32 protein-coding genes and 1 other annotated feature are annotated in these 24,883 nt (G+C 38.6%); of the genes, 31 read left to right on the forward strand and 1 reads right to left on the reverse strand.

Annotated elements, in window-relative coordinates; translation table 11 throughout:
- Positions 1-686, reverse strand: a 686-nt coding sequence (locus tag TEPIDINF_RS14130) for an ISNCY family transposase (RefSeq protein ID WP_421691277.1), incomplete at its 3' end; no start/stop codon positions are given.
- A gap of 223 nt (positions 687-909) precedes the next feature.
- Here TEPIDINF_RS14130 and rpmG point away from each other — a divergent pair.
- From rpmG to TEPIDINF_RS14285, 31 genes are all read left to right on the forward strand, one after another.
- Complete coding sequence (gene rpmG, locus TEPIDINF_RS14135) at positions 910-1,059, forward strand: 50S ribosomal protein L33 (protein WP_082732547.1); 150 nt, start codon at positions 910-912, stop codon at positions 1,057-1,059.
- 13 nt (positions 1,060-1,072) lie between these two features.
- Entirely contained in the window at positions 1,073-1,291 is a 219-nt protein-coding gene (gene secE, locus TEPIDINF_RS14140) for a preprotein translocase subunit SecE (RefSeq protein WP_068727173.1), read from the forward strand.
- Positions 1,292-1,333: 42 nt separating this feature from the next.
- Entirely contained in the window at positions 1,334-1,867 is a 534-nt protein-coding gene (gene nusG, locus TEPIDINF_RS14145) for a transcription termination/antitermination protein NusG (protein ID WP_069799598.1), read from the forward strand.
- Between the two features lie 39 nt (positions 1,868-1,906).
- On the forward strand, positions 1,907-2,332 hold the full coding sequence (gene rplK / locus TEPIDINF_RS14150; protein WP_068727175.1) for a 50S ribosomal protein L11: 426 nt from the start codon (positions 1,907-1,909) through the stop codon (positions 2,330-2,332).
- Between the two features lie 93 nt (positions 2,333-2,425).
- Positions 2,426-3,121, forward strand: a complete 696-nt coding sequence (gene rplA / locus TEPIDINF_RS14155) for a 50S ribosomal protein L1 (RefSeq protein WP_068727177.1) — start codon at positions 2,426-2,428, stop codon at positions 3,119-3,121.
- Between the two features lie 49 nt (positions 3,122-3,170).
- Positions 3,171-3,294 (forward strand) — a sequence feature (ribosomal protein L10 leader region).
- Positions 3,295-3,327: 33 nt separating this feature from the next.
- Positions 3,328-3,825 carry a 50S ribosomal protein L10 gene (gene rplJ / locus TEPIDINF_RS14160; protein WP_084818825.1) on the forward strand — a complete coding sequence of 166 codons (498 nt, stop codon included), beginning with the start codon at positions 3,328-3,330 and terminating at the stop codon, positions 3,823-3,825.
- 48 nt (positions 3,826-3,873) lie between these two features.
- On the forward strand, positions 3,874-4,242 hold the full coding sequence (rplL, locus tag TEPIDINF_RS14165; protein ID WP_068727181.1) for a 50S ribosomal protein L7/L12: 369 nt from the start codon (positions 3,874-3,876) through the stop codon (positions 4,240-4,242).
- A gap of 75 nt (positions 4,243-4,317) precedes the next feature.
- On the forward strand, positions 4,318-4,929 hold the full coding sequence (locus tag TEPIDINF_RS14170) for a class I SAM-dependent methyltransferase (protein WP_421692367.1): 612 nt from the start codon (positions 4,318-4,320) through the stop codon (positions 4,927-4,929).
- A gap of 230 nt (positions 4,930-5,159) precedes the next feature.
- Positions 5,160-8,693: a DNA-directed RNA polymerase subunit beta gene (rpoB, locus tag TEPIDINF_RS14175; RefSeq protein ID WP_421692368.1), complete on the forward strand. Its 3,534-nt coding sequence runs from the start codon at positions 5,160-5,162 to the stop codon at positions 8,691-8,693.
- A 35-nt stretch (positions 8,694-8,728) separates the two neighbouring features.
- Positions 8,729-12,340: a DNA-directed RNA polymerase subunit beta' gene (gene rpoC / locus TEPIDINF_RS14180; protein WP_421692369.1), complete on the forward strand. Its 3,612-nt coding sequence runs from the start codon at positions 8,729-8,731 to the stop codon at positions 12,338-12,340.
- A 76-nt stretch (positions 12,341-12,416) separates the two neighbouring features.
- Positions 12,417-12,668 carry a 50S ribosomal protein L7ae-like protein gene (locus tag TEPIDINF_RS14185; RefSeq protein ID WP_068727190.1) on the forward strand — a complete coding sequence of 84 codons (252 nt, stop codon included), beginning with the start codon at positions 12,417-12,419 and terminating at the stop codon, positions 12,666-12,668.
- Positions 12,669-12,787: 119 nt separating this feature from the next.
- Positions 12,788-13,207 carry a 30S ribosomal protein S12 gene (rpsL, locus tag TEPIDINF_RS14190; RefSeq protein WP_068727192.1) on the forward strand — a complete coding sequence of 140 codons (420 nt, stop codon included), beginning with the start codon at positions 12,788-12,790 and terminating at the stop codon, positions 13,205-13,207.
- A gap of 43 nt (positions 13,208-13,250) precedes the next feature.
- Positions 13,251-13,721, forward strand: coding sequence for a 30S ribosomal protein S7 (gene rpsG, locus TEPIDINF_RS14195; protein ID WP_068727195.1), 471 nt, complete (start codon positions 13,251-13,253; stop codon positions 13,719-13,721).
- Between the two features lie 33 nt (positions 13,722-13,754).
- On the forward strand, positions 13,755-15,830 hold the full coding sequence (gene fusA, locus TEPIDINF_RS14200) for an elongation factor G (RefSeq protein WP_068727197.1): 2,076 nt from the start codon (positions 13,755-13,757) through the stop codon (positions 15,828-15,830).
- Between the two features lie 95 nt (positions 15,831-15,925).
- Positions 15,926-17,116, forward strand: a complete 1,191-nt coding sequence (tuf, locus tag TEPIDINF_RS14205; RefSeq protein ID WP_421692370.1) for an elongation factor Tu — start codon at positions 15,926-15,928, stop codon at positions 17,114-17,116.
- Between the two features lie 62 nt (positions 17,117-17,178).
- Positions 17,179-18,069, forward strand: coding sequence for a DMT family transporter (locus TEPIDINF_RS14210; protein WP_069799558.1), 891 nt, complete (start codon positions 17,179-17,181; stop codon positions 18,067-18,069).
- Between the two features lie 177 nt (positions 18,070-18,246).
- Positions 18,247-18,555 carry a 30S ribosomal protein S10 gene (gene rpsJ / locus TEPIDINF_RS14215; protein ID WP_068727202.1) on the forward strand — a complete coding sequence of 103 codons (309 nt, stop codon included), beginning with the start codon at positions 18,247-18,249 and terminating at the stop codon, positions 18,553-18,555.
- Positions 18,556-18,594: 39 nt separating this feature from the next.
- On the forward strand, positions 18,595-19,227 hold the full coding sequence (gene rplC / locus TEPIDINF_RS14220; RefSeq protein ID WP_069799555.1) for a 50S ribosomal protein L3: 633 nt from the start codon (positions 18,595-18,597) through the stop codon (positions 19,225-19,227).
- A 26-nt stretch (positions 19,228-19,253) separates the two neighbouring features.
- Positions 19,254-19,877 (forward strand): 50S ribosomal protein L4, encoded by a 624-nt coding sequence (gene rplD / locus TEPIDINF_RS14225; RefSeq protein WP_421692371.1) that lies wholly within the window; start codon positions 19,254-19,256, stop codon positions 19,875-19,877.
- Positions 19,877-20,164, forward strand: a complete 288-nt coding sequence (rplW, locus tag TEPIDINF_RS14230; RefSeq protein WP_068727206.1) for a 50S ribosomal protein L23 — start codon at positions 19,877-19,879, stop codon at positions 20,162-20,164. Before rplD ends, rplW begins: the two co-directional genes overlap by 1 nt.
- A 26-nt stretch (positions 20,165-20,190) precedes the next feature.
- Positions 20,191-21,021: a 50S ribosomal protein L2 gene (gene rplB / locus TEPIDINF_RS14235; protein WP_069799553.1), complete on the forward strand. Its 831-nt coding sequence runs from the start codon at positions 20,191-20,193 to the stop codon at positions 21,019-21,021.
- A 44-nt stretch (positions 21,022-21,065) separates the two neighbouring features.
- Entirely contained in the window at positions 21,066-21,344 is a 279-nt protein-coding gene (gene rpsS / locus TEPIDINF_RS14240) for a 30S ribosomal protein S19 (RefSeq protein ID WP_068727211.1), read from the forward strand.
- A 25-nt stretch (positions 21,345-21,369) separates the two neighbouring features.
- Entirely contained in the window at positions 21,370-21,711 is a 342-nt protein-coding gene (rplV, locus tag TEPIDINF_RS14245) for a 50S ribosomal protein L22 (RefSeq protein ID WP_068727213.1), read from the forward strand.
- Between the two features lie 3 nt (positions 21,712-21,714).
- Positions 21,715-22,377, forward strand: coding sequence for a 30S ribosomal protein S3 (rpsC, locus tag TEPIDINF_RS14250; protein WP_068727216.1), 663 nt, complete (start codon positions 21,715-21,717; stop codon positions 22,375-22,377).
- Between the two features lie 2 nt (positions 22,378-22,379).
- A complete protein-coding gene (gene rplP / locus TEPIDINF_RS14255) occupies positions 22,380-22,814 on the forward strand; it encodes a 50S ribosomal protein L16 (protein WP_068727218.1) in 435 nt (144 codons plus the stop codon).
- Positions 22,804-23,004 carry a 50S ribosomal protein L29 gene (rpmC, locus tag TEPIDINF_RS14260; RefSeq protein ID WP_068727220.1) on the forward strand — a complete coding sequence of 67 codons (201 nt, stop codon included), beginning with the start codon at positions 22,804-22,806 and terminating at the stop codon, positions 23,002-23,004. Before rplP ends, rpmC begins: the two co-directional genes overlap by 11 nt.
- A gap of 20 nt (positions 23,005-23,024) precedes the next feature.
- Entirely contained in the window at positions 23,025-23,288 is a 264-nt protein-coding gene (gene rpsQ, locus TEPIDINF_RS14265) for a 30S ribosomal protein S17 (protein ID WP_068727222.1), read from the forward strand.
- Between the two features lie 43 nt (positions 23,289-23,331).
- Complete coding sequence (gene rplN / locus TEPIDINF_RS14270; protein ID WP_068727225.1) at positions 23,332-23,700, forward strand: 50S ribosomal protein L14; 369 nt, start codon at positions 23,332-23,334, stop codon at positions 23,698-23,700.
- A gap of 37 nt (positions 23,701-23,737) precedes the next feature.
- Positions 23,738-24,073, forward strand: coding sequence for a 50S ribosomal protein L24 (gene rplX, locus TEPIDINF_RS14275; RefSeq protein ID WP_069799551.1), 336 nt, complete (start codon positions 23,738-23,740; stop codon positions 24,071-24,073).
- Positions 24,074-24,099: 26 nt separating this feature from the next.
- Complete coding sequence (gene rplE, locus TEPIDINF_RS14280) at positions 24,100-24,642, forward strand: 50S ribosomal protein L5 (RefSeq protein ID WP_068727230.1); 543 nt, start codon at positions 24,100-24,102, stop codon at positions 24,640-24,642.
- 28 nt (positions 24,643-24,670) lie between these two features.
- The gene (locus TEPIDINF_RS14285; RefSeq protein ID WP_068727232.1) at positions 24,671-24,856 is read left to right on the forward strand and encodes a type Z 30S ribosomal protein S14; all 186 of its coding nucleotides are present in this window, start codon (positions 24,671-24,673) and stop codon (positions 24,854-24,856) included.
- The last annotated feature ends 27 nt before the right edge of the window (positions 24,857-24,883 follow it).

Here is a 24,883-nt window from a genome sequence, read left to right on the forward strand (position 1 = left end):
GATAACGGCTTGATTTCACCCGCTAATTCCTGCTCTACAGTTAACGATTCCTTGGGAGATCGGAAGATCGTATGCCGATCGCTGTACAAACCAAGTGGAAGGCCATATTGCTCAATAGCTTGTTGCATAACGGTGAAATAACCCTCTTGGGTTTCTGTAGGACGGAAAACAGCACCAACAACTATTCCGGTAGCATCGTCAATTGCGGCATGCAATGTAAGTTTGGGCCCTCTATCCTCTAGCCAGGCATAAGCACTGGCATCAATCTGCCAAAGCATCCCGGCTTGGGGCTTGCGGTTGCGGGGACGATGAATACTTCCTCGGCGTCGTTGTTTTACTTGCTTCAGTCCTTTCTCCAAGAGAATGCGGCGAACAGTAGACACACTAAGAGTCAAGGATTCATGTTCCTGCAATAGTTCGGCAAAATGACAGTTATTACAGCCATGGTAAGTGTTTTGATACAACGAAGCGACTTGATCCTTGATTGAATCTGCAATCGCATGAACAGGTTTACGCCCTCGATTTTTATGGGCAATGCCTTCAGCTCCTTCCTTAAGATAGGTTTTTTTAAGGCGCAAAACCTGTCGGGTAGAAAGTTGCAGTAGGGTTGCAGCTTCCTCCACTTTAATTTGACGAGAAACAAGCTTTTCAATGACCAATACTTTTTTGAGTTCTGCTTTTGTCAATGTAATCTTCTCCTGTCCCATAGTGACATTTTCTCTGAACAGTTATAACATGACAATATCACAGAACAATAACAATATAGTATAAAAAATCTTGACATCAAAATTCGATTGTGATAAAGTATTTGAGGTAACCATGCAAATACACATTTATGATGTGCAAATGATGCCGTTAAGGATTATTTAATATGGTGACTGAAAGATCGAACGTGGGAGGTGTACAACCATGCGGGTTATAGTAACATTAGCTTGCACCGAATGCAAACAACGCAACTATACCACAAATAAGAATAAGCGAAACAATCCTGACCGCATTGAAATGAAGAAGTATTGCAAGTTCTGTAATGATCATACATTACATCGCGAAACTCGATAATGGGGGTGCGGTTATGGGATTTCTCAACAAAATCAAAAACGGATTTACTTCAACAATAGATTTTATTCGTGATGGGATACGTGAGCTTAAAAAAGTTCGCTGGCCTAATCGAAAAGAGTTGGTTAGTTACACGACGATTGTGGTTTCTACTGTCGTTTTCGTAACAGTCTTCTTTTTTGTGGTTGACTTAGGGATTTCTTCATTGTTGCAACTAATAGGGTTAGGAAAGTAATTGCCTGAAAAGGGAGGGTATGGACAAGCGTCCAATCGTAGTATGGAAAAAAGATGGTATGTCCTTCATACTTATTCAGGGTATGAAAATAAGGTAAAAACCAATTTGGAAAAACGGGTTGAATCCATGGGCATGGAAGATAAGATTTTTAGAGTTCTTGTTCCAATGGAAGAGGAAATTGAGAACAAGGACGGAAAAAAGAAATCTACCATGAAAAAAGTCTTTCCAGGCTATGTTTTAGTAGAAATGATTATGACAGATGATTCGTGGTATGTCGTTCGTAACACACCTGGTGTTACAGGTTTTGTGGGTTCATCTGGCGCTGGTTCTAAACCAACCCCCCTATTGGACGAGGAAGCCAAAGCGATTCTTAAACAAATGGGAATGGAAGAGGCTCGTCCTAAAGTAGACTTTGTATTAAAAGAAAACGTAAAAGTCATTGAAGGGCCATTTCAAAACTTTGTTGGTCATATTGAAGAAATCAATGCAGAGAAACATAAAGTTAAAGTGTTAGTTAACATGTTTGGTAGAGAAACTCCTGTTGAATTAGATTTTACACAAATTGAAAAAATTTAATCGAACTACAACGCATTACGAATTTAGGAGGTGTGTCGTATGGCGAAAAAAGTAATCAAAGTTGTTAAACTTCAAATTCCTGCTGGAAAAGCAAACCCAGCACCACCAGTTGGTCCTGCGCTTGGTCAAGCAGGTGTAAATATTATGGGATTCTGTAAAGAATTTAATGCTCGTACAGCAGATCAAGCAGGATTGATTATTCCTGTTGAGATTTCTGTGTTTGAGGATCGTTCTTTTACATTTATTACAAAAACCCCACCTGCTGCAGTATTACTTAAAAAAGCTGCTGGAATAGAAAGTGGTTCTGGTGAACCAAATAGGAAAAAAGTTGCTACAGTAAAACGCGATAAAGTACGTCAAATTGCTGAGCAAAAAATGCCTGATTTAAATGCAGCTAGTGTAGAAGCAGCTATGCGAATGGTAGAAGGTACAGCGCGTAGCATGGGAATCGTAATTGAAGACTAATGCTAATGAGATGGCTTGGACGGGGTTGGTTTAATGTAGCCAACCCTAAATCGTGGGAGGTATAACCGCATAACCACAAAGGAGGAAAGAAAAATGGCTAAATTTGGTAAAAAATATTTAGAGGCTTTAAAACAAGTAGATAAGGCAAAAACATATGATCCTGCAGAGGCTGTTGCACTTGTGAAAAAAGTAGCACCAGCTAAGTTTGATGAAACAGTAGAAGTTGCTGTTCGTTTAGGAGTTGACCCCAAAAAGGCAGATCAACAAATTCGTGGCGCAGTTGTATTACCACACGGAACTGGTAAGACACAACGCGTATTGGTATTTGCTAAAGGGGAAAAGGCAAAAGAAGCCGAAATGGCTGGGGCAGATTATGTTGGTGATGAAGATTACATCAATAAAATCCAACAAGGTTGGTTTGAATTTGATGTTGTTGTTGCAACACCGGACATGATGGGAGCAGTAGGTAAACTTGGTCGTGTCCTAGGTCCAAAAGGATTAATGCCAAACCCTAAAACTGGTACAGTTACTTTTGATGTTGCTAAAGCAGTAAATGAAATTAAAGCTGGTAAGATTGAATATCGTGTAGATAAAGCAGGAAATATCCATGCTCCTATTGGTAAGGTCTCTTTTGATGATCAAAAGCTTATTGAGAACTTACAAACGATTATTGATACTTTAATTAAAGTAAAACCAGCAGCTGCTAAAGGACAATATGTACGTAATGTGACAGTAAGCTCAACAATGGGACCAGGTGTCAAAATCAATTTATCTAAAGTTGTAAAATAAAGGATTTTGACATATAACCTTTGTTGTGCTACTATATAAAACTGTAAGTAACTAAATAATCATTTTACCGTAGACAGTAGGTGCATAAAGCTTAATATCCTACCGAGGTTCTAATATATTCTTCGGGATTATTATGCCTTTGCTGTTTGCGAAGGCATTTTTTAATGGTTGTTCTACGGGAATTATGTGATGCAGGAGGTGTAAAGATGAGTGTTCGTGAAGAAAAAATGCAATTAGTTGCAGAAATTGCTCAAAAACTACGTGATAGCAAAACAACAATCATTACAGATTATCGTGGTCTAAATGTTGCTGAAGTAACAGAACTTCGTAAAGCCCTTCGTGAAGCCGGTGTGGAATACAAAGTACTTAAAAACACCATGGTTCGCCGTGCGACAGCTGAAGTTGAACTTACAGAGATTGATCAATTTTTAACTGGCCCTACTGCCATCGCATTTAGTTTTGATGATGTTGTTGCTCCAGCAAAAGTACTTGCTGATTTTGCTAAAAAACACGAAGCATTAGAGATTAAAGCTGGGGTACTAGAAGGCAAACTTGTTAGTGTCGATGAAGTAAAAGCTTTAGCTTCATTACCATCACGCGAAGGATTACTTTCTATGTTGCTTAGTGTATTACAAGCTCCAATGCGTAATATGGCACTTGCTGTTAAAGCCGTTGCAGAAAAAAATGCCGGACAAGAGGCTTAATACCTGTTATACAAAATTATAATTTGATAAAATAGGAGGAAAATAAAAATGAGTAAAGAGCAAATTATTGAAGCGATTAAAAATATGTCTGTTCTTGAATTAAATGATTTAGTAAAAGCAATTGAAGAAGAATTTGGTGTTACTGCAGCGGCTCCTGTAGCTGTTGTTGGTGGCGCAGCTGCAGGCGCTGAAGCAGCTGAAGAACAAACTGAATTTGATGTTATCTTAGCAAGTGCTGGTGCTTCAAAGATCAACGTAATTAAAGTTGTTCGCGAAATCACTGGTTTAGGCTTAAAAGAAGCAAAAGAGCTTGTTGATAATGCTCCAAAACCATTAAAAGAGAAAGTTTCCAAAGAAGAAGCAGATTCTATTAAAGCTAAATTAGAAGAAGCTGGAGCATCTGTTGAAGTTAAATAATCTTGATTAATGTATAACCCGCTGATTGCTCAGCGGGTTTTTTAAAATCTATTTCAAATCCCTAAGGAGTTTTTTATGAGTGAGCACTATTATACCCAAAGTCCAAATGTTGCCCATGATGAAAGATGGTTCAAAGCTAATTTTTATAATAAAATCTTTACATTCAAAACAGACGCAGGGGTTTTCTCAAAACAAAGAGTTGATTTTGGCACTTCCTTATTAATAGAAACTGTCAAACTCTCAAATCATAAAAAAATATTAGATATGGGTTGTGGTTATGGACCAGTAGGAATTACGATTGCTTCGCTATTAGATCATGGTTATGTTCTTTTCGTAGATATTAATGAAAGAGCGATTAATCTCACAAAGGAAAATATTCGCCTAAACCAGTCATTAATCAATCAGCAGGTTTCATTAGAAGTCAAACATAGTAATGGTTTCGATCATATAGATAAAAAGAACTTCGATTTAATTATGTTAAATCCTCCAATAAGAGCAGGTAAATCCGTTGTATTTGAACTATTCGAGGGTGCCTTTAACCATTTACGTGAAGGTGGGGAGTTTTGGATCGTCATACAAAAAAAGCAGGGTGCACCTTCAGCCACCAACAAACTGAATACCTTATTTTCATCGGTAGAAATTGTAGCACGTAGTAAAGGATATTATATTATCAAGAATACGAAATAAATGAATTTCAAGGCTTGACTACATATTTCGTTTGTGGTAATATTACAAAATGCTAAGTTAGAAAATTTCTGTCAATCATCTTATACAATAATTTTTACATAGATGAGAATGGATTTATTAAAAAATGGAAAGAAATCAATAATATAATAAGTTGAATAAAAATGAGGTTATCTAACCCATTTTTCTTTTTGTTTGCATTTCAAAACACTGGTCTTAAGGGGTGAAAAGACTTGGCGGGTCATCTTGTACAGTTAGGCCGAAGACAACGTAGAAGTTATGCTAGAATCAAAGAGGTATTGGAGGTACCTAATCTTATTGAAGTCCAAAAAAAGTCTTATGATTGGTTTTTGGATGTCGGGCTAAGGGAGATGTTTAAAGATATCTCTCCTATTCAGGACTTTACAGGGAATTTAATTTTAGAGTTCTTCGATTATAGTTTAGGAGAACCCAAGTATTCTGTAGACGACTCCAAAGAGCGAGATGTAACTTATGCTGCACCACTAAGAGTAAAAGTGCGTTTGATTAATAAGGAAACTGGTGAAGTAAAAGAACAAGAAGTTTTTATGGGAGACTTCCCGCTAATGACGGACACCGGAACATTTATTATCAACGGAGCAGAGAGGGTTATTGTCAGTCAATTAGTTCGCTCCCCTAGTGTTTATTTTAGCACAAAAGTTGACAAAAACGGTAAAAAGGCTTTTACTTCCACTGTGATTCCTAACCGTGGTGCTTGGCTAGAATTAGAAACTGATGCTAAAGATGTGATTTATGTTCGAATTGATCGGACTAGAAAGCTACCAGTTACTGTACTTTTGCGGGCATTAGGATTTGGGACAGACGCTGAGATCATCGATTTGTTAGGTGATAATGAATATATAAGAAATACCTTAGACAAAGATAATACAGATTCCACTGAGAAAGCGTTAATTGAAATCTACGAGCGTCTACGCCCTGGAGAACCACCTACTGTTGAAAATGCAAAAAGTTTATTAGTTTCAAGATTCTTTGATCCAAAAAGATATGATTTGGCTGAAGTTGGCCGATATAAAGTAAATAAAAAGCTTCATATTAAAAACAGGTTATTTAATCAACGACTAGCTGAAACGCTTGTTGACCCAGAAACAGGGGAAATTATTGCAGAAGCTGGCCAAGTGATTGATCGAAGATTATTAGATAAAATTTTGCCTTTCCTTGAAAATGGTGTTAATTATATTGAATTAGAACCAAGGGGTGGAGTTGTAGAAGAAACCATTCCTTTACAATCGATCAATATTTTTTCACCAATTGAAGATGGTAAAGTAATCAAAGTAATCTCAAATCGCATCATTGACAAATCGATAAAACATATTACACCAGCAGATATTATAGCCTCTATAAGCTACTTTATTGATTTGTTATATGGGGTAGGGGATACAGATGATATTGACCACCTTGGTAATAGACGCTTACGTTCAGTAGGAGAATTATTACAAAACCAATTCCGAATTGGATTATCAAGGATGGAGAGAGTCGTTCGCGAAAGAATGTCGATTCAAGACGCAAATATGATTACCCCTCAAGCTCTTATTAATATAAGACCAGTGATAGCTGCGATTAAAGAGTTCTTTGGTAGTAGTCAGTTATCACAATTTATGGATCAAACTAACCCTCTGGCAGAGTTAACACATAAAAGGCGTTTAAGTGCCTTAGGTCCTGGAGGTTTAACAAGAGAAAGGGCTGGGTTTGAAGTTCGTGACGTTCACCATTCACATTATGGCAGAATGTGTCCGATTGAAACTCCAGAGGGTCCTAACATTGGGTTAATCAACTCTTTATCAAGTTATGCAAGAGTAAATGAATATGGTTTTATTGAAACTCCTTATCGAAAAGTAGATCCTGAAACTCATCGCGTTACTGATCAAATTGTATATTTAACTGCGGATGAGGAAGATAACTATGTTGTTGCTCAAGCAAACGCGAAGTTAGATGATGAGGGTAACTTCCTAGAAGATGAAGTTGTTGCTAGATACAAAAATGAAAACCTGATTGTACCAAAAGAACGTGTAGACTTTATGGATGTATCTCCAAAACAGGTTGTTTCTGTGGCAACTGCAATGATTCCATTCTTGGAAAATGATGACTCAAACCGTGCCTTGATGGGTTCTAACATGCAGCGCCAAGCTGTTCCGTTATTAGTACCTGAAGCACCATTGGTCGGAACTGGAATGGAGCATAAGGCAGCCAAAGATTCTGGTGTTTGTATTGTTGCAAAGCAAGACGGTATTGTAGAGCGTGTAGATGCACGTGAAATATGGATTCGTGAACAAAAAGAGATTGATGGCAGGGTTATTAGTGGAGATATTGTAAAATATAAACTTCATAAGTTCATGCGTTCTAACCAAGGAACATGTATTAATCAAAGGCCTATTGTTCGTAAAGGAGATGTAATAAAAGCTGGCGACATTATTGCCGATGGTCCTTCGACTGAAATGGGAGAAATTGCGCTAGGTAGGAATGTTGTAGTTGCCTTTATGACATGGGAAGGATATAACTACGAGGATGCGATCCTTCTAAGTGAAAAACTAGTCAAAGAGGATGTTTATACCTCAATCCATATCGAAGAATACGAGTCAGAGGCAAGAGATACAAAACTTGGGCCTGAAGAAATCACTAGGGATATTCCCAATGTCGGTGAAGAAGCTTTAAAGAATTTAGACGAGCGTGGGATTATTCGAATTGGAGCTGAGGTACGACCTGGCGATATCCTAGTCGGAAAAGTAACTCCTAAAGGGGTAACAGAATTAACAGCTGAAGAGAGATTACTACATGCAATTTTTGGTGAAAAGGCGCGTGAAGTAAGAGACACCTCTTTAAGAGTGCCTCATGGACAAGATGGGATCATTGTCGACGTTAAAGTATTTACTCGAGAGAATGGAGACGAACTACCTCCAGGTGTAAATCAGTTGGTACGTGTCTATATCGCTCAAAAACGGAAAATTTCTCAAGGGGATAAAATGGCTGGACGACATGGTAATAAGGGGGTTATCGCCCGAGTACTACCTGAAGAAGATATGCCATTTTTACCAGACGGAAGACCTGTTGAGATTGTATTAAATCCATTAGGTGTTCCGTCAAGGATGAACATCGGGCAGGTATTAGAAGTCCACCTTGGTTGGGCTGCAAAAGCATTAGGGATTCATGTTGCGACACCGGTCTTTGATGGTGCAAGAGAAAATGATGTTTTTGATGCTCTTGAAGAAGCTGGATTCTCAAGGGACGGAAAGACGATTCTTTATGATGGTAGAACGGGAGAGCCGTTCGAAAGAACAGTAACCGTTGGTGTGATGTATATGATCAAATTAGCGCACATGGTTGATGATAAGATTCATGCTCGTTCAACTGGCCCATATTCTTTAGTTACACAACAGCCATTAGGTGGTAAAGCGCAATTTGGTGGACAACGTTTTGGTGAAATGGAAGTTTGGGCACTTGAAGCCTATGGAGCGGCCTATACACTACAAGAAATTCTAACCGTAAAATCAGATGATGTAGTTGGTCGTGTTAAAACTTATGAATCTATCGTAAAAGGGGAGAATGTTCCTGAACCAGGAGTTCCTGAATCCTTTAAAGTATTGATCAAAGAGCTACAAAGCTTAGGAATGGACGTGAAGATTCTTTCCGAAAACGAAGAAGAGATTGAAATGAAAGAACTTGATGATGAAGATGATCATCACACTGAAAAACTAACATTAAATCTTGAAGGAAATGAAGAATACGTCAATTAGAACGACTGGTTTGAATAATAAGGGAGGTATGCCCTTTGTTGGATGTGAACAATTTTGAATTTATGAAAATCGGTCTAGCTTCTCCTGAAAAAATCCGTTCTTGGTCTCATGGGGAAGTAAAGAAACCGGAAACGATTAACTATCGAACATTAAAGCCAGAAAAAGAAGGTTTATTCTGCGAAAAAATCTTTGGTCCTACAAAAGATTGGGAATGTCATTGTGGGAAATATAAACGAGTGCGATACAAAGGTGTTGTCTGCGACCGATGCGGAGTTGAAGTTACTCGTTCAAAAGTTCGTCGAGAGAGAATGGGGCATATTGAATTAGCAGCCCCAGTATCACATATTTGGTATTTTAAAGGAATCCCAAGCCGAATGGGCTTAGTACTTGATATGTCACCCCGAGCATTAGAAGAAGTTATATACTTTGCTTCTTATGTAGTTACAGACCCTGGAGAGACACCTCTAGAGAAAAAACAACTACTTTCTGAAAAAGAATACCGAACTTATCGAGAGAAATATGGCCCTTCCTTCCAAGCAGGAATGGGGGCTGAAGCGATTAAAAAGCTTCTTGAAGAGATCGACTTAGATAAAGAAGTTGATTTTCTGAAGGAAGAATTAAAAACGGCTCAAGGCCAAAAAAGAAATCGAATCATTAAAAGATTAGAAATTCTTGAGTCATTTAGAATATCTGGTAATGTTCCTTCTTGGATGGTATTAGATGTCTTACCAGTTATTCCTCCAGAATTACGTCCAATGGTACAGTTAGATGGAGGTCGTTTTGCTACATCAGATTTAAACGACTTGTATCGTCGAGTGATCAACCGAAATAACCGTTTAAAAAGACTACTAGATTTAGGAGCACCTGATATCATCGTTCAAAACGAAAAGAGAATGCTTCAAGAGGCAGTAGATGCTTTAATCGATAACGGTCGTAGGGGAAGACCTGTTACAGGTCCTGGGAATCGTCCTTTAAAATCTTTGAGTCATATGCTTAAAGGTAAACAAGGTCGCTTCCGTCAAAATCTTTTAGGTAAGAGGGTAGACTACTCAGGACGTTCAGTTATCGTTGTTGGTCCAAACCTTAAAATGTATCAATGTGGTTTGCCAAAAGAAATGGCGCTTGAACTCTTTAAACCCTTTGTGATGAAAGAACTTGTTAGCAAAGGCATCGCACATAACATTAAAAGTGCGAAGAGAAAAGTGGAACGAGTTAGCCCTGAGGTATGGGACGTTTTAGAAGAAGTTATTAAAGAGCATCCTGTATTACTGAACCGTGCCCCTACTTTACACAGGTTAGGAATTCAAGCATTTGAACCTACATTGGTTGAAGGGCGCGCAATTAAGTTGCATCCTTTGGTCTGTACTGCTTATAACGCTGACTTTGATGGGGATCAAATGGCTGTTCACGTCCCTCTTTCTGCTGAAGCACAAGCAGAAGCAAGATTACTAATGCTAGCAGCAAATAACATACTGAACCCGAAAGATGGAAAACCTGTTGTTACCCCTTCTCAGGATATGGTACTAGGTTGTTATTATCTAACCATTGAGACAGAAGGTGACAAAGGGGAAGGAATGATCTTTCATAGTCCAGATGAGGCTATTGCAGCTTACCAAAATGGATATGCGACACTTCAGGCAAGGGTTGCAATACCTGTAAAAGCGTTAAAGAAAACGTCGTTTACTGAGAAACAACAAAAGGCACTCCTTGTCACTACAATAGGGAAAATTATTTTTAATGAAATTTTCCCGCCAGAGTTTCCTTATATCAATGCACCTACAAAAGAAAATTTAATTGAAGGTACTCCTGACGATTACTTTATCTATGATAAAGGGGTTAATATACGCGAATTTATTAAAAACATACCAAACCGTGGTGCAGTGAAAAAAGGTTATCTAGGTTCAATCATTGCCGAAGTATTTAGACGTTTTCATACAACACAAACCTCGATTATCCTTGATAGAATAAAGGAACTTGGATTCACCTATTCTACAAAAGCAGGTATTACTATTGCAGTATCAGATGTTATCGTACCAAAAGAAAAAGATCAGATTCTTCGCGACGCAGAAGAGAAGGTTCAAAATGTAATTAAACAATATCGTCGTGGTTTAATTACAGAAGATGAGCGATATGATCGTGTTATTTCGATATGGAGCAAAGCAAAGGATGATTTAACAGAGGTTCTAATGGATTCTTTAGACCGTTCTAACTCCATTTATATGATGGCGAATTCAGGTGCACGTGGTAACGTTTCACAGATTACTCAGTTAGCAGGTATGCGTGGACTTATGGCGGCACCATCAGGTCGAATTATCGAATTACCGATTAAATCGAATTTCCGTGAAGGACTAACTGTGCTAGAGTACTTTATCTCAACACACGGTGCTAGAAAGGGTCTAGCGGATACAGCTTTACGTACTGCTGACTCAGGTTACTTAACCCGTCGTTTGGTTGACGTCGCACAAGACGTGATCGTACGTGAAGAAGATTGCGGTACGGATAAAGGATTATTTGTAAAGAATATCGAAGATGGAAACGAAGTGATCGAAAACCTTTACGATCGAATTGTAGGTAGATATTCACTTGAAACCATTCGTCATCCAGAAACTGATGAAGTCATTGTTCAACGAAATGAATTGATTGATGAGGAAAAAGCAGAAAAAATTACTGCTGCCAAAATCAGAGGCCTATCTATTCGTTCAGTACTAAGTTGTAGAACAAGACATGGTGTATGTAAAAAATGTTATGGACGAAACCTTGCGACTGGTAAAATAGTCGAAATTGGCGAAGCAGTAGGAACAATTGCAGCCCAATCGATCGGTGAACCAGGTACTCAGTTGACCATGAGAACTTTCCATACTGGAGGGGTTGCTGGAGACGATATTACACAAGGTCTACCACGTATTCAAGAATTATTTGAAGCACGGAATCCAAAAGGGCAAGCAGTTATTACCGAAATAGATGGTATCATAACAGATATTCGAGACGGGAAAGACCGTCGTGAAATAGAAGTTACTGGTGAAACAGAAGTAAAAGTTTATGCTGTACCATTTGGATCTAGAATTAAAGTTTCAGTCAATTCTCAAGTTGATGCTGGAGATGAATTAACTGAGGGTTCTGTTGATCCAAAAGAAATGCTAAGGGTTAAAGGCTTACGAGGGGTTCAAAACTATATTTTACAAGAAGTTCAAAGAGTATATCGTTTACAAGGTGTAGAAATCAACGATAAACACATTGAAATCATGGTAAGACAAATGCTACGTAAAGTGCGGGTAATTGAGAATGGTGGAACAGATCTACTTCCAGGATCAATGGTAGATGTTCATGAATATGAAGAAGCAAACAAGCATGCCTTTATGAATGGAAAAGACCCAGCTATTGCAAGGCCAGTCTTACTTGGAATCACAAAAGCCTCCCTTGAAACAGATTCATTTTTATCTGCTGCATCTTTCCAAGAAACGACACGTGTGCTAACTGAAGCAGCAATTAAAGGAAAGATCGATAAGCTATTAGGTCTTAAGGAGAATGTGATTATCGGTAAACTAATCCCAGCTGGAACGGGATTATCTAAATATCGAAACATTCGTATCAAAAAAGCAGAGCCTTTAGTTGTTGAGGAACCAGAAGTAGTAAAAATTGAATCATAAAAAGAATTGACATTTTAAGTTGATGGTGATAATATTTTTAAGTGTGCGTAAATCCTGTACTTTGGAGGATGTAAAAATGTCTTATGAAAAAGTAAAACAGGCAAAGCACTTATCTATAGGACTGAAACAAACACTAAAAGCCATTGAGCAAAATCTTGCTCAAGAGATCATAATTGCGAAGGATGCCGATAAACGTCTAACTTCGAAGGTGATTCAGTTTGGTGCTGAAAAAAACCTCATCGTCACATATGTTGATTCAATGAAGCAACTAGGTAAAGCCTCTGGAATTGAAGTAGGGGCTGCAGCTGTTGCTATTTTGAAAGATTAAAGTTGCAAGATAAACATCAAGTTGCTTTATGTGACTTTGATGTTTGTCATGCAATTTATTTTGAGGTTTTTTGAACCGCCTGGATCTGTGGGCTTAAATATGCGGAAGGAGGTGGCAGTATGCCAACAATTAACCAACTCGTTCGTAAGGGAAGAGAGAAAAAGGTTGTTAAATCAAAATCTCCAGCTTTGCAAAAAGGTTATAATAGCTTTAAAAAAGAGCAAACAAATCAAAACTCCCCTCAAAAACGTGGAGTATGTACTCGTGTGGGTACAATGACGCCTAAAAAACCAAACTCTGCTCTTCGTAAATATGCGCGTGTGCGTTTATCAAACGGGATCGAGGTAACGGCATATATTCCTGGTATCGGTCATAACTTGCAAGAGCATAGTGTTGTTCTTGTTCGTGGTGGACGTGTTAAGGACTTACCTGGGGTTCGTTATCATATCGTTCGTGGCGCTTTAGATACCGCTGGTGTTCAAAATCGTCTACAAGGCCGTTCTAAATATGGTACAAAGCGTCCAAAAGAGAAGAAATAATGTATTAATGGTATAAATAACGAAGAAAAAGGAGGGAGACGGAATGCCACGTAAAGGTCCTGTACCTCGTAGAGATGTATTGCCTGATCCAATTTATAATAGTAAATTAGTAACTCGTCTAATTAACCGTATGATGGTTGATGGTAAAAAAAGTGTAGCCCAAAACATCTTATATAGTGCATTTGACATTGTAAGAGATCGTACTGGTAAAGATCCTATGGAAGTGTTTGATCAAGCATTAAAAAATATTATGCCTGTTCTTGAAGTTAAAGCACGCCGTGTTGGTGGCGCGAACTACCAAGTTCCAGTTGAAGTTAAACCAGAACGCCGCACAACATTAGGGTTACGTTGGCTAGTAAACTATTCACGCCTTCGTGGAGAAAAGACCATGGAAGAGCGTTTGGCTGCTGAAATTTTAGATGCAGCAAACAACACTGGTGCTTCTGTGAAGAAACGTGAAGATACTCATAAAATGGCTGAAGCAAATAAAGCTTTTGCGCACTATCGTTGGTAATCTAACAAAACGAACTAGAAAGGAGAAAATAATATGGCAAGAGAATTCTCCTTACAAAATACTCGTAATATTGGGATCATGGCTCATATTGATGCGGGTAAAACTACAACAACTGAGCGTATTCTTTACTATACCGGTCGTACCCATAAAATCGGAGAAGTGCATGAAGGCGCTGCAACGATGGACTGGATGGAACAAGAACAAGAACGCGGCATCACCATTACTTCTGCTGCTACAACTGCTCAGTGGAAAGGTCACCGAATCAATATTATTGATACCCCAGGACACGTAGACTTTACAGTAGAAGTTGAACGTTCTTTACGCGTATTGGATGGAGCTGTAACAGTACTTGATGCAAAAAGCGGTGTTGAACCCCAAACTGAAACCGTTTGGAGGCAAGCTACGACTTATGGAGTACCACGTATTGTCTATGTAAACAAAATGGATATACTTGGTGCAGATTACCTAAAGTCAGTACAAACGATTCATGACCGTTTACAAGCAAAGGCTGTTCCAATTCAATTACCGATTGGGGCAGAAGATCAATTTCAAGGTATTATCGACTTGATTGATATGGTTGCCTATTATTATTTAGATGATCTAGGCACTCGTTCAGAACAGCGTGAAATTCCAGCAGAATACAAGGAATTAGCTGAAGAATGGAGAACAAAGTTAATCGAATCTGTTGCAGAGCTTGATGAAGATTTAATGATGAAGTATCTTGAAGGAGAAGAATTCACAAAAGAAGAGATTAAAGCTGGTCTTCGTAAGGGAACAATCAATGTAGAGATTTTCCCTGTACTATGTGGTTCTTCATATAAAAACAAAGGTGTTCAGCTTATGCTTGATGCTGTCGTTGATTACCTACCATCTCCACTTGATATTCCAGCGATTAAGGGACACTTGGAAGATGAAACCGAGGCTGAGAGACATGCAGATGATAGTGAACCATTTTCTGCATTAGCATTCAAAATCATGACTGACCCGTATGTTGGTAAACTTACTTTCTTCCGTGTATACTCTGGTACGCTAAACTCTGGTTCCTATGTATTAAACTCTACAAAAGGGAAACGCGAACGTATCGGTCGTATCCTGCAAATGCATGCAAACCATAGAGAAGAGATTAGTACCGTTTATGCCGGGGATATCGCAGCAGCTGTCGGTCTTAAAGATACGACAACTGGTGATACGCTCTGTGATGAAAAATCTCCAATCATTTTGGAATCAATGGTATTCCCAGAACCAGTTATTCGTCTTTCTGTGGAACCAAAAACAAAAGCTGACCAAGATAAAATGGGTCTAGCTTTAGCTAAATTAGCAGAAGAAGATCCAACATTTAAGACTCATACAGATGAAGAAACTGGACAAACCATTATTGCTGGTATGGGTGAATTACATCTAGATATCATCGTAGACCGTTTACGTCGAGAGTTTAAAGTTGAAGCAAATGTAGGTGCTCCTCAAGTGGCATACAAAGAAACCATTCGTAAACCTGCGAAGGTTGAAGGTAAATTTGTTCGTCAATCTGGTGGTCGCGGACAATATGGTCACGTCTGGATTGAATTTGAACCACTTGAACCAGGCCAAGGTTTTATTTTTGAAAATAAAATCGTTGGTGGGGTCGTTCCTAAAGAATATATCCCTGCGGTTCAGGCTGGTATTGAGGAGTCCATGCAAAATGGTATGCTAGCAGGTTATCCTGTTATTGATCTAAAAGCAACCATTGTTGACGGATCTTACCATGATGTTGACTCTTCAGAAATGGCATTTAAGATTGCTGGTTCTATGGCATTAAAAGCTGCAAAATCTAAATGTGATCCTGTTCTTCTAGAACCTGTAATGAAAGTTGAAGTTACTGTTCCAGAAGAATATATGGGCGATGTAATGGGTGATCTTAACTCCCGTCGTGGTCGTATTGAAGGGATGGAAGCTGCTTCAGGAGCCCAAAATATTCGTGCAATGGTTCCATTAGCAGAGATGTTTGGTTATGCAACTGCACTTCGTTCGCGTACTCAAGGTCGTGGTAATTATTCCATGCACTTTGACCATTATGAAGAAGTTCCAAAGAGCATTGCTGAGACTGTCATTGCCAAGAATAAGGGAGAATAATTTCTTGTATTAAAAACCACATAGAATTTTACCTGCAGATTTTTCTGCGGGTACCTTTCTTTTAAATAAATATATACTTAAGGAGGATTATTAAAATGGCAAAAGCAAAATTTGAACGTACTAAACCACACGTTAACATTGGTACGATTGGACACGTTGACCATGGTAAAACAACTTTAACAGCTGCAATCACTACTGTATTAGCTAAAACAGGTGGTGCGCAAGCTACTGCTTATGATCAAATCGACAAAGCTCCAGAAGAGCGCGAACGCGGTATCACTATCTCAACTGCACACGTTGAGTATGAAACTGCAAATCGTCACTATGCACACGTTGACTGCCCAGGACACGCTGACTATGTTAAAAACATGATCACTGGTGCTGCACAAATGGACGGAGCCATCCTAGTAGTTTCTGCTGCTGATGGTCCAATGCCACAAACCCGTGAACACATTCTTCTTTCTCGTCAAGTAGGTGTACCATACATCGTTGTATTCATGAACAAAGTTGACATGGTAGACGACGAAGAACTATTAGAATTAGTTGAAATGGAAATTCGTGATCTTCTATCTGAATATGAATTCCCTGGCGACGACATTCCAGTTGTTAAAGGTTCTGCATTAAAAGCATTAGAAAATCCAGACAGTGAATGGGCTAATGCAATTCATGAATTAATGGCTGCAGTTGACGAATATGTTCCAACTCCAGAGCGTGATACTGACAAACCTTTCTTAATGCCTGTTGAGGACGTATTCTCCATTACAGGTCGTGGTACTGTTGCAACAGGTCGTGTTGAGCGTGGTACTGTTAAAGTTCAAGATGAAGTTGAAATCGTTGGTATTCATGAAGAGACTAAAAAATCTGTTGTTACTGGGGTAGAAATGTTCCGCAAGCTTCTAGACCAAGCACAAGCTGGTGACAATATCGGTGCTTTATTACGCGGTGTTGATCGTAAAGAGATCGAGCGCGGACAAGTATTAGCAAAGCCAGGTTCTGTTAAACCTCATACTACATTCAAAGCAGAAGTTTATATCTTAACAAAAGAAGAAGGTGGACGTCATACTCCATTCTTTAACGGATACCGTCCTCAATTCTATTTCCGTACAACTGACGTAACTGGTGTTATCAAATTACCAGAAGGTACAGAAATGGTTATGCCTGGAGATAACATTACTATGGATGTTGAACTAATTGCTCCTATCGCTATTGAAGAAGGTACACGCTTCGCTATTCGTGAAGGTGGACGTACTGTTGGTGCTGGAGTTGTAGCTTCTATTTCTAAGTAATAACATCTTAAAATAAAAGGGCCTCAATTGAGGCTCTTTTTTTCTGAGGTGGGGGATATAAAATGAATTCTGATAAACCCAGCCAAATAAAATTAGCCATAGCTTTATTCATAGGAATCATCGCTGTCTCTTCATCCGCTATACTTGTAAAACAAACAACAGCTCCCTCTGCGATCATTGCTACTTATCGGATGATGTTTACTGTTTTAATTATGATCATTCCAACGTTCTTTTTTCATTTTCAAGAGATGAAGAAGTTGCAGAAGAAAGATTACCTATACTCTTTTTTATCAGGACTTTTTCTGGCATTTCACTTTATTACATGGTTCGAATCACTAAAGTATACTTCTATTGCAAGCTCAGTCGTATTGGTTACGATGTCACCCATCTTCTCAATGATCGGAGAATCTATTTTTTTTAAAAAGAGATATCCCTTACTTTCTATATTAGGTAGCCTTGTTTCAATTATCGGAGGCATTTTGATCGGCCTTGGAGATTTTCGTATCAGCGGAAAAGCACTTTTGGGTGATCTACTTGCATTGTTAGGTGCACTTATGGTGACAGTTTATTGGCTGTTTGGGCAAAAAGTAAGAACAAGATTAACATTACTTCCCTACACATTATTAGTCTATGGTTCTTCAACGATCATTTTGGTGATTTACTCGTTTTCTTTTCACTATTCATTTACTCAATACGAAAAAACTGACTGGATCGTTTTCATTGCCTTAGCTGTGATACCCAATATCCTAGGTCATACCGTATTTAATTGGGCAATTAAATATACGAATGCTACAACGATTTCAATGGTATTGTTAGGGGAACCAATCGGCGCCTCAATTTTAGCAACCTTGATATATAAAGAAGCACCCACCCTAATACAGATCATTGGTGGATTGATTATCCTCCTTGGTCTATATGTTTTTCAACGTTACCAAATCGTTCAAAATAATTAATTGAAAATAAAACTTGCATAAATAGACTCTTTTTTATATAATATTTATCGTTGGTCAAAGGACTGCGATGAGGTAGAAGGTTGCTGACACACCCGGCCCCTTTGCCATGGATGTGAGCAGGAAATTTCTACTGAGAAACTGTCCGTTAATAAAATGGGCGAGAAGGAGGGAATTTAAATGGCAAAACAAAAAATTAGAATTCGTTTAAAAGCATATGATCACAGAATTCTTGATCAATCCGCTGAGAAAATTGTTGAAACTGCAAAACGTTCTGGGGCAAGTGTATCTGGACCAATTCCTTTACCAACAGAAAAATCAGTTTACACAATCCTTAGAGCAGTTCACAAATATAAAGATTCTCGTGAGCAATTTGAAATGCGCACACACAAGCGTTTGATCGATATTCTAAATCCAACACCTCAAACAGTTGATTCATTAATGAGATTGGATTTACCATCTGGTGTAGATATCGAAATCAAATTATAATGAGAAAATGTGTTGAAATAGATATAGGAGGTGGCAAATATGGCCAAAGGAATCTTAGGGAAAAAACTAGGAATGACACAAGTTTTTACTCCTGAAGGCAAAGTAGTACCAGTTACTGTAGTGCAAGCAGGCCCTTGTGTTGTTCTTCAAAAAAAAGACCTTGCAAATGACGGTTATGAAGCTGTTCAATTAGGTTTCGATGATCAAAAGGAATTCCGTGCAAATAAACCAGAGCTAGGTCATGCAAAAAAAGCTGGCACAGCACCTAAGCGCTTCATAAAAGAAATCCGTGGCATGTCTATGGATGTCGCTGTAGGACAAGAAATCAAGGCTGACTTATTTGCTGAAGGTGAGATGGTTGACGTAACAGGAACAACAAAAGGTAAAGGTTTTGCTGGTTCCATTAAAAGACACAATCAATCTCGTGGACCAATGGCGCACGGATCACGTTATCACAGACGCCCAGGTTCTATGGGAGCAATTGCTCCAAACCGAGTATTGAAAGGAAAACCATTGCCAGGACGTATGGGTACAGACCAAGTAACAATTCAGAACCTTGAAATTGTAAAAGTGGATACAGATCGTAACGTTATCCTTGTAAAAGGTTCTATTCCTGGTCCAAAAAATAGTTATGTTGTCATTAAAGAAACAGTAAAAAATGCAGGTAAGTAAGTTGTTGTAGGAAAGGAGGATTCGCTATGCCAAAAGTAGCTCTATATAATGTAAATGGTGCTCAAATAGGAGAAATCGAGTTATCTGACGCTGTCTTTGGAATAAAACCTAATGAGTCAGTACTACATGATGCTGTTGTCATGCAACAAGCGTCTTTACGTCAGGGAACTCACAAAGTTAAAGGTCGTTCTGAAGTGCGTGGTGGTGGTCGTAAGCCATGGCGTCAAAAAGGGACAGGACGTGCACGCCAAGGAAGTATTCGTGCTCCACAATGGGTTGGTGGTGGTACAGTTTTTGGTCCAACACCAAGAAGTTATGCGTACAAACTTCCTAAAAAAGTTCGCCGTTTAGCGTTAAAATCAGCACTTTCCAGTAAAGTTTTAGATAGTCAAATCATCGTATTGGATGAAATTGTATTATCTGCACCAAAGACAAAGGAAATGGCTGTCATCTTAAATAATTTAAAAGTAGATCGTAAAGCATTAATCGTTGATAAAGATTACAATGATGTTTTGGCATTATCAACACGTAATATTCCAGGGGTTAAATTCGTATCTGCTGAAGGTGTCAATGTTGTTGATATCTTAAAACATGATAAGTTGATCATGACGAAAGAGGCAGTGGCGAAAGTAGAGGAGGTGCTTGCGTAATGAAAAATCCTCGCGATATCATTAAGCGCCCAGTTGTTACTGAAAGAACAAGTGATTTAATGGCAGAAAATAAATATGTTTTTGAAGTAGATATGCGTTCAAACAAGACAGAGATCAAATCTGCGATCGAAAGTATTTTTGGAGTTAAAGTTGCTAAAGTAAACACCATTAAAATGCCTGCAAAACCTAAACGCTATGGTCGTTTTAGTGGATATACATCTGCTTGGAAGAAAGCAGTTGTTACATTAAAAGAAGATAGCAAACCAATCGAAATTTTTGAAGTTTAATTCATCAGTGAAGGAGGGAAAACACAATGGCAATCAAAAAATATAAACCAACTTCAGCTGGCCGTCGCGGAATGTCAGTGTTAACTTTTGAAGAAATCACCACAGATAAACCGGAAAAATCCTTGTTAGCGCCTTTAAACAAGAATGCTGGACGTAATAATCAAGGGAAAATTACTGTACGTCATCAAGGTGGCGGTCATAAACGTAAATATCGTATCATTGATTTTAAACGTAACAAAGATAATGTGATTGGACGCGTAGCGACGATTGAATACGATCCAAACCGCTCAGCAAATATTGCTTTAATCAATTATGCTGACGGTGAAAAAAGATATATTCTTGCACCTTTAGGATTAAAGGTTGGCGATCAAATTGAATCTGGTCCAAATGCAGATATTAAAATTGGGAATGCACTTCCACTTGAAAACATCCCAGTTGGTACAGTCATTCACAATATTGAACTAAAGCCTGGAAAAGGTGGACAATTAGCTCGTGCTGCTGGTGCTGAAGCACAATTACTAGGTAAAGATGGAGACTACGTAATCATTCGCCTTGGCTCTGGCGAGGTGCGCATGATTCGTAAAGAATGCCGTGCAACTGTTGGTCAAGTAGGTAACTTAGATCATGAAAACGTAACGATCGGTAAAGCTGGACGTTCACGCTGGTTAGGTAAAAGACCTACTGTTCGTGGGGTTGTTATGAATCCTAACGATCACCCACACGGTGGTGGAGAAGGTAAAGCTCCTATCGGACGTAAATCACCTGTATCTCCTTGGGGTAAACCAACATTGGGTTACAAAACTCGTAAGAAAAATAAAGCATCTGATAAATATATTGTACGTCGTCGTAAGAAGTAATATGTCAATTGCCACTATTCTTCATCTCGAAGGGAGGTTTATGTATGGGGCGTAGTTTGAAAAAAGGACCTTTTGTAGATGATCATCTAATGAAAAAGGTCGTTGAAATGAACGAAAAAAATGAAAAGAAAGTGATCAAAACTTGGTCTCGTCGTTCTACTATTTTCCCTGATTTTGTTGGACACACAATTGCCGTGTATGATGGAAGGAAACATGTACCAGTCTATGTGACTGAGGATATGGTTGGTCATAAGTTAGGTGAATTTGCACCTACACGTACTTTCAAAGGACATGCTGGCGATGATAAGAAAACCAAGCGCTAATTGAGTTGAGAGGAGGTTTACGTTCATGCAAGCAAAAGCTGTAGCCAGATACGTGCGGATTGCTCCTCGCAAGGTAAGTCTTGTATTAGATCTTATTCGGGGCAAAAAAGTTGGAGAAGCAATTGCAATTCTTCGCCATACGCCAAAAGCAGCTTCTCCAGTTATTGAAAAAGTGTTAAACTCTGCGATTGCGAATGCAGAGCATAATTATAATATGAATGTTGAAGAACTAGTGGTTAGTGAAGCATATGCAAATCAAGGTCCTACCTTGAAACGTTTTCGTCCAAGAGCTATGGGACGTGCAAGTCGTATCAATAAGCGTACGAGTCATATCACTGTTGTATTAACGGAAAAAAAGGAGGGATAAAGCGTGGGTCAAAAGGTTAATCCAAATGGACTTCGTGTAGGAATTATACGCGACTGGGATTCAAAATGGTATGCAGGTAAAGATTATGCTGATCTTTTACTTGAAGATATCAAAATTCGTGAATTCTTAAAGAAACGCCTTTATGATGCTGCAGTTCCTCAAATTGAAATTGAAAGAGCTGCAAATCGTTTGAATATTACCATTCATACTGCAAAACCTGGTATGGTTATTGGTAAAGGTGGAGCAGAAGTAGAAGTTCTTCGTCAACAGTTAAGCAAGATGACTGGTAAAAAGGTTCATATCAATATTAGTGAAGTAAAAAATGCAGACGTCAATGCAACATTAGTTGCTGAAAATATTGCACAACAATTAGAGCGTCGTATTTCTTTCCGCCGCGCTATGAAACAAGCGATTCAACGTACAATGCGTGCCGGCGCTAAAGGAATTAAGACTCAAGTAAGTGGACGTTTAGGTGGGGCTGAAATTGCTCGTAGTGAAGGTTATAGTGAGGGAACTGTTCCTCTTCATACACTTCGTGCAGATATTGACTACGGTACTGCAGAGGCACATACAACCTATGGACGTCTAGGAGTAAAAGTTTGGATTTATCGCGGGGATGTTCTTCCTGTTGCGAAGAATAGAGAAACAAAGGAAGGAGGCAGATAATTATGTTGATGCCAAAACGTGTAAAACATCGTAAAGAACATCGTGGAAAAATGCGTGGTCGCGCTAAAGGCGGCACAGAGATAGCTTTCGGTGAATACGGATTACAGGCATTAGAACCAGCATGGGTAACGAATCGTCAAATTGAAGCAGCTCGTATTGCAATGACACGTTATATTAAGCGTGGCGGTAAAGTATGGATTAAGATTTTCCCTTCAAAACCAGTTACTCAAAAACCGCTTGAAGTTCGTATGGGTAGTGGTAAAGGTTCTCCAGAAAAATGGGTAGCGGTTGTAAAACCTGGTAAAGTTATGTTTGAATTAGCTGGTGTCTCTGAAGAAGTAGCACGTGAAGCTATGCGTCTGGCATCCCATAAGCTGCCAATTAAGACTAAGTTTATTAAGCGTGAAGAAGTGGGTGGTGACGCAAATGAAAGCTAATGAGTTAAGAAATATGACCACTGCTGAAATAGAACAAAAAATCAATTCTTTAAAAGAAGAATTATTCAACCTCCGATTTCAATTGGCAACAGGTCAATTAGAAACTCCAACGCGCATTTCAGAAGTGCGCAAAGCGATCGCACGTGCGAAAACTGTTTTGCGTGAAAGAGAATTAGGGATCAGTAAATAATCCTGAAAGGAGGTTATCAAATGTCAGAGCGTAATCAACGTAAAGTACAAATAGGTAAAGTTGTTAGTGACAAAATGGATAAAACCATCGTCGTTGCTGTTGAAACTTATAAAAAGCATTCATTATACGGAAAACGTATTAAATACACCAAAAAATTTAAAGCTCATGATGAAAACAATCAAGCGAAAATTGGCGATATTGTTAAAATTATGGAAACCAGACCATTATCCAAAGATAAGCGTTGGAGATTAGTTGAGGTTGTTGAAGAAGCTGTAATTATCTAATAAACTGTATATTTACTCATGTTCCGGAAGGAGGGACTATTCAATGATTCAACCACAAACGTTATTACAAGTAGCAGATAACTCCGGTGCTAAAAAACTAATGGCTATCAAAGTATTAGGTGGTTCTCATCGTAAATTTGCTAATATTGGTGACGTTATTGTTTGTTCGGTAAAAGAAGCGACACCAGGAGGCGTTGTCAAGAAAGGTGACGTAGTTAAGGCGGTTATTGTTCGTTCTACACGTGGTGTTCGTCGTAATGATGGATCTTATATCCGATTTGATGAGAATGCGGCTGTTATTGTCAAAGATGATAAAAGTCCTCGTGGAACTCGTATTTTTGGTCCAGTAGCACGTGAGCTGCGTGAAAAGGACTTTATGAAAATTATTTCTCTAGCTCCAGAGGTTATCTAAATATCCTAAGGGAATTGTTTTAAAAGGAGGTGCTTTTATGAAATCCTCAAAAAATAAACTTCATGTTAAAAAAGGCGATACAGTTATTGTTATTAGTGGTAAGGATAAGGGTAAAAAAGGTCGTATTTTAGAAGCTTTTCCAAAAGAAGGACGTGTACTTGTTGAAGGTGTAAATATTGTTAAGAAACATACACGCCCATCTCAAGCAAACCCAAATGGCGGCATTGTATCTCAAGAAGCTCCAATTCATTCTTCAAATGTGATGTTAGTTGACCCTAAAACCGGTGAAGTAACAAGAGTTGGGCATAAAATTTTAGCTAATGGTAAAAAAGTGCGTATTGCTAAAAAGTCTGGCGAAGAGTTAGATAAGTAGTCAGGTGAAGAAGGGAGGCAAAAACAATGGCAGCAAGATTACAAGAAAAATATAGTAAAGAAGTTGTTCCTGCATTGATGCAAAAATTCAACTACGCTTCTGTGATGCAGGTACCACGTGTAGAGAAAGTAGTAATCAATATGGGTGTTGGTGATGCCGTTCAAAACCCAAAGGTTTTAGATAGTGCTGTTGCTGACTTAGAGTTAATCTCTGGTCAAAAACCTGTTGTAACTCGTGCAAAAAAATCTATTGCTGGATTTAAATTACGTGAAGGGATGCCTATTGGTGTAAAAGTAACTCTTCGCGGTGAACGTATGTACCATTTTATCGACAAGTTATTTAATGTGTCATTACCACGTGTGCGTGACTTCCGTGGAGTATCCAATAAAGCTTTTGACGGTCGTGGGAACTATACATTAGGTTTAAAAGAACAATTGGTTTTCCCGGAAATTGAATATGATAAGATCGATAAAATTCGTGGAATGGATATTGTATTTGTTACAACTGCAAATACTGATGAAGAAGCTCATGAGTTATTAAATCAGTTAGGAATGCCTTTTGCAAAATAAGTGATCTTAAATTTGAGGAGGAAATAGCGTGGCAAAAAAGTCAATGATCGCTAAACAAAGACGGCCTCAAAAATTTAAAGTGAGAGAATATACTCGCTGTGAACGCTGTGGTCGTCCACATAGTGTAATGCGTAAGTTTAAGTTGTGTCGTATTTGCTTCCGCGAACTTGCTTACAAAGGGCAAATTCCTGGAGTGAAGAAGGCTAGTTGGTAAAACCTAGTTAGGGAAGGAGGTTTTTCG

The sequence above is a fragment of the Tepidibacillus infernus genome (assembly GCF_048898065.1).
GTDB classification, from domain to species: domain Bacteria; phylum Bacillota; class Bacilli; order Tepidibacillales; family Tepidibacillaceae; genus Tepidibacillus_B; species Tepidibacillus_B infernus.

Excerpts from the sequence above, each read along its gene's own strand:
- rpmG (WP_082732547.1), top strand. The coding sequence starts at position 910 with ATGCGGGTTATAGTAACATTAGCTTGCACCGAATGCAAACAACGCAAC.
- secE (WP_068727173.1), top strand. The coding sequence starts at position 1,073 with ATGGGATTTCTCAACAAAATCAAAAACGGATTTACTTCAACAATAGAT.
- nusG (WP_069799598.1), top strand. The coding sequence starts at position 1,334 with ATGGAAAAAAGATGGTATGTCCTTCATACTTATTCAGGGTATGAAAAT.
- rplK (WP_068727175.1), top strand. The coding sequence starts at position 1,907 with ATGGCGAAAAAAGTAATCAAAGTTGTTAAACTTCAAATTCCTGCTGGA.
- rplA (WP_068727177.1), top strand. The coding sequence starts at position 2,426 with ATGGCTAAATTTGGTAAAAAATATTTAGAGGCTTTAAAACAAGTAGAT.
- rplJ (WP_084818825.1), top strand. The coding sequence starts at position 3,328 with ATGAGTGTTCGTGAAGAAAAAATGCAATTAGTTGCAGAAATTGCTCAA.
- rplL (WP_068727181.1), top strand. The coding sequence starts at position 3,874 with ATGAGTAAAGAGCAAATTATTGAAGCGATTAAAAATATGTCTGTTCTT.
- TEPIDINF_RS14170 (WP_421692367.1), top strand. The coding sequence starts at position 4,318 with ATGAGTGAGCACTATTATACCCAAAGTCCAAATGTTGCCCATGATGAA.
- TEPIDINF_RS14185 (WP_068727190.1), top strand. The coding sequence starts at position 12,417 with ATGTCTTATGAAAAAGTAAAACAGGCAAAGCACTTATCTATAGGACTG.
- rpsL (WP_068727192.1), top strand. The coding sequence starts at position 12,788 with ATGCCAACAATTAACCAACTCGTTCGTAAGGGAAGAGAGAAAAAGGTT.
- rpsG (WP_068727195.1), top strand. The coding sequence starts at position 13,251 with ATGCCACGTAAAGGTCCTGTACCTCGTAGAGATGTATTGCCTGATCCA.
- fusA (WP_068727197.1), top strand. The coding sequence starts at position 13,755 with ATGGCAAGAGAATTCTCCTTACAAAATACTCGTAATATTGGGATCATG.
- tuf (WP_421692370.1), top strand. The coding sequence starts at position 15,926 with ATGGCAAAAGCAAAATTTGAACGTACTAAACCACACGTTAACATTGGT.
- TEPIDINF_RS14210 (WP_069799558.1), top strand. The coding sequence starts at position 17,179 with ATGAATTCTGATAAACCCAGCCAAATAAAATTAGCCATAGCTTTATTC.
- rpsJ (WP_068727202.1), top strand. The coding sequence starts at position 18,247 with ATGGCAAAACAAAAAATTAGAATTCGTTTAAAAGCATATGATCACAGA.
- rplC (WP_069799555.1), top strand. The coding sequence starts at position 18,595 with ATGGCCAAAGGAATCTTAGGGAAAAAACTAGGAATGACACAAGTTTTT.
- rplD (WP_421692371.1), top strand. The coding sequence starts at position 19,254 with ATGCCAAAAGTAGCTCTATATAATGTAAATGGTGCTCAAATAGGAGAA.
- rplW (WP_068727206.1), top strand. The coding sequence starts at position 19,877 with ATGAAAAATCCTCGCGATATCATTAAGCGCCCAGTTGTTACTGAAAGA.
- rplB (WP_069799553.1), top strand. The coding sequence starts at position 20,191 with ATGGCAATCAAAAAATATAAACCAACTTCAGCTGGCCGTCGCGGAATG.
- rpsS (WP_068727211.1), top strand. The coding sequence starts at position 21,066 with ATGGGGCGTAGTTTGAAAAAAGGACCTTTTGTAGATGATCATCTAATG.
- rplV (WP_068727213.1), top strand. The coding sequence starts at position 21,370 with ATGCAAGCAAAAGCTGTAGCCAGATACGTGCGGATTGCTCCTCGCAAG.
- rplP (WP_068727218.1), top strand. The coding sequence starts at position 22,380 with ATGTTGATGCCAAAACGTGTAAAACATCGTAAAGAACATCGTGGAAAA.
- rpmC (WP_068727220.1), top strand. The coding sequence starts at position 22,804 with ATGAAAGCTAATGAGTTAAGAAATATGACCACTGCTGAAATAGAACAA.
- rpsQ (WP_068727222.1), top strand. The coding sequence starts at position 23,025 with ATGTCAGAGCGTAATCAACGTAAAGTACAAATAGGTAAAGTTGTTAGT.
- rplN (WP_068727225.1), top strand. The coding sequence starts at position 23,332 with ATGATTCAACCACAAACGTTATTACAAGTAGCAGATAACTCCGGTGCT.
- rplX (WP_069799551.1), top strand. The coding sequence starts at position 23,738 with ATGAAATCCTCAAAAAATAAACTTCATGTTAAAAAAGGCGATACAGTT.
- rplE (WP_068727230.1), top strand. The coding sequence starts at position 24,100 with ATGGCAGCAAGATTACAAGAAAAATATAGTAAAGAAGTTGTTCCTGCA.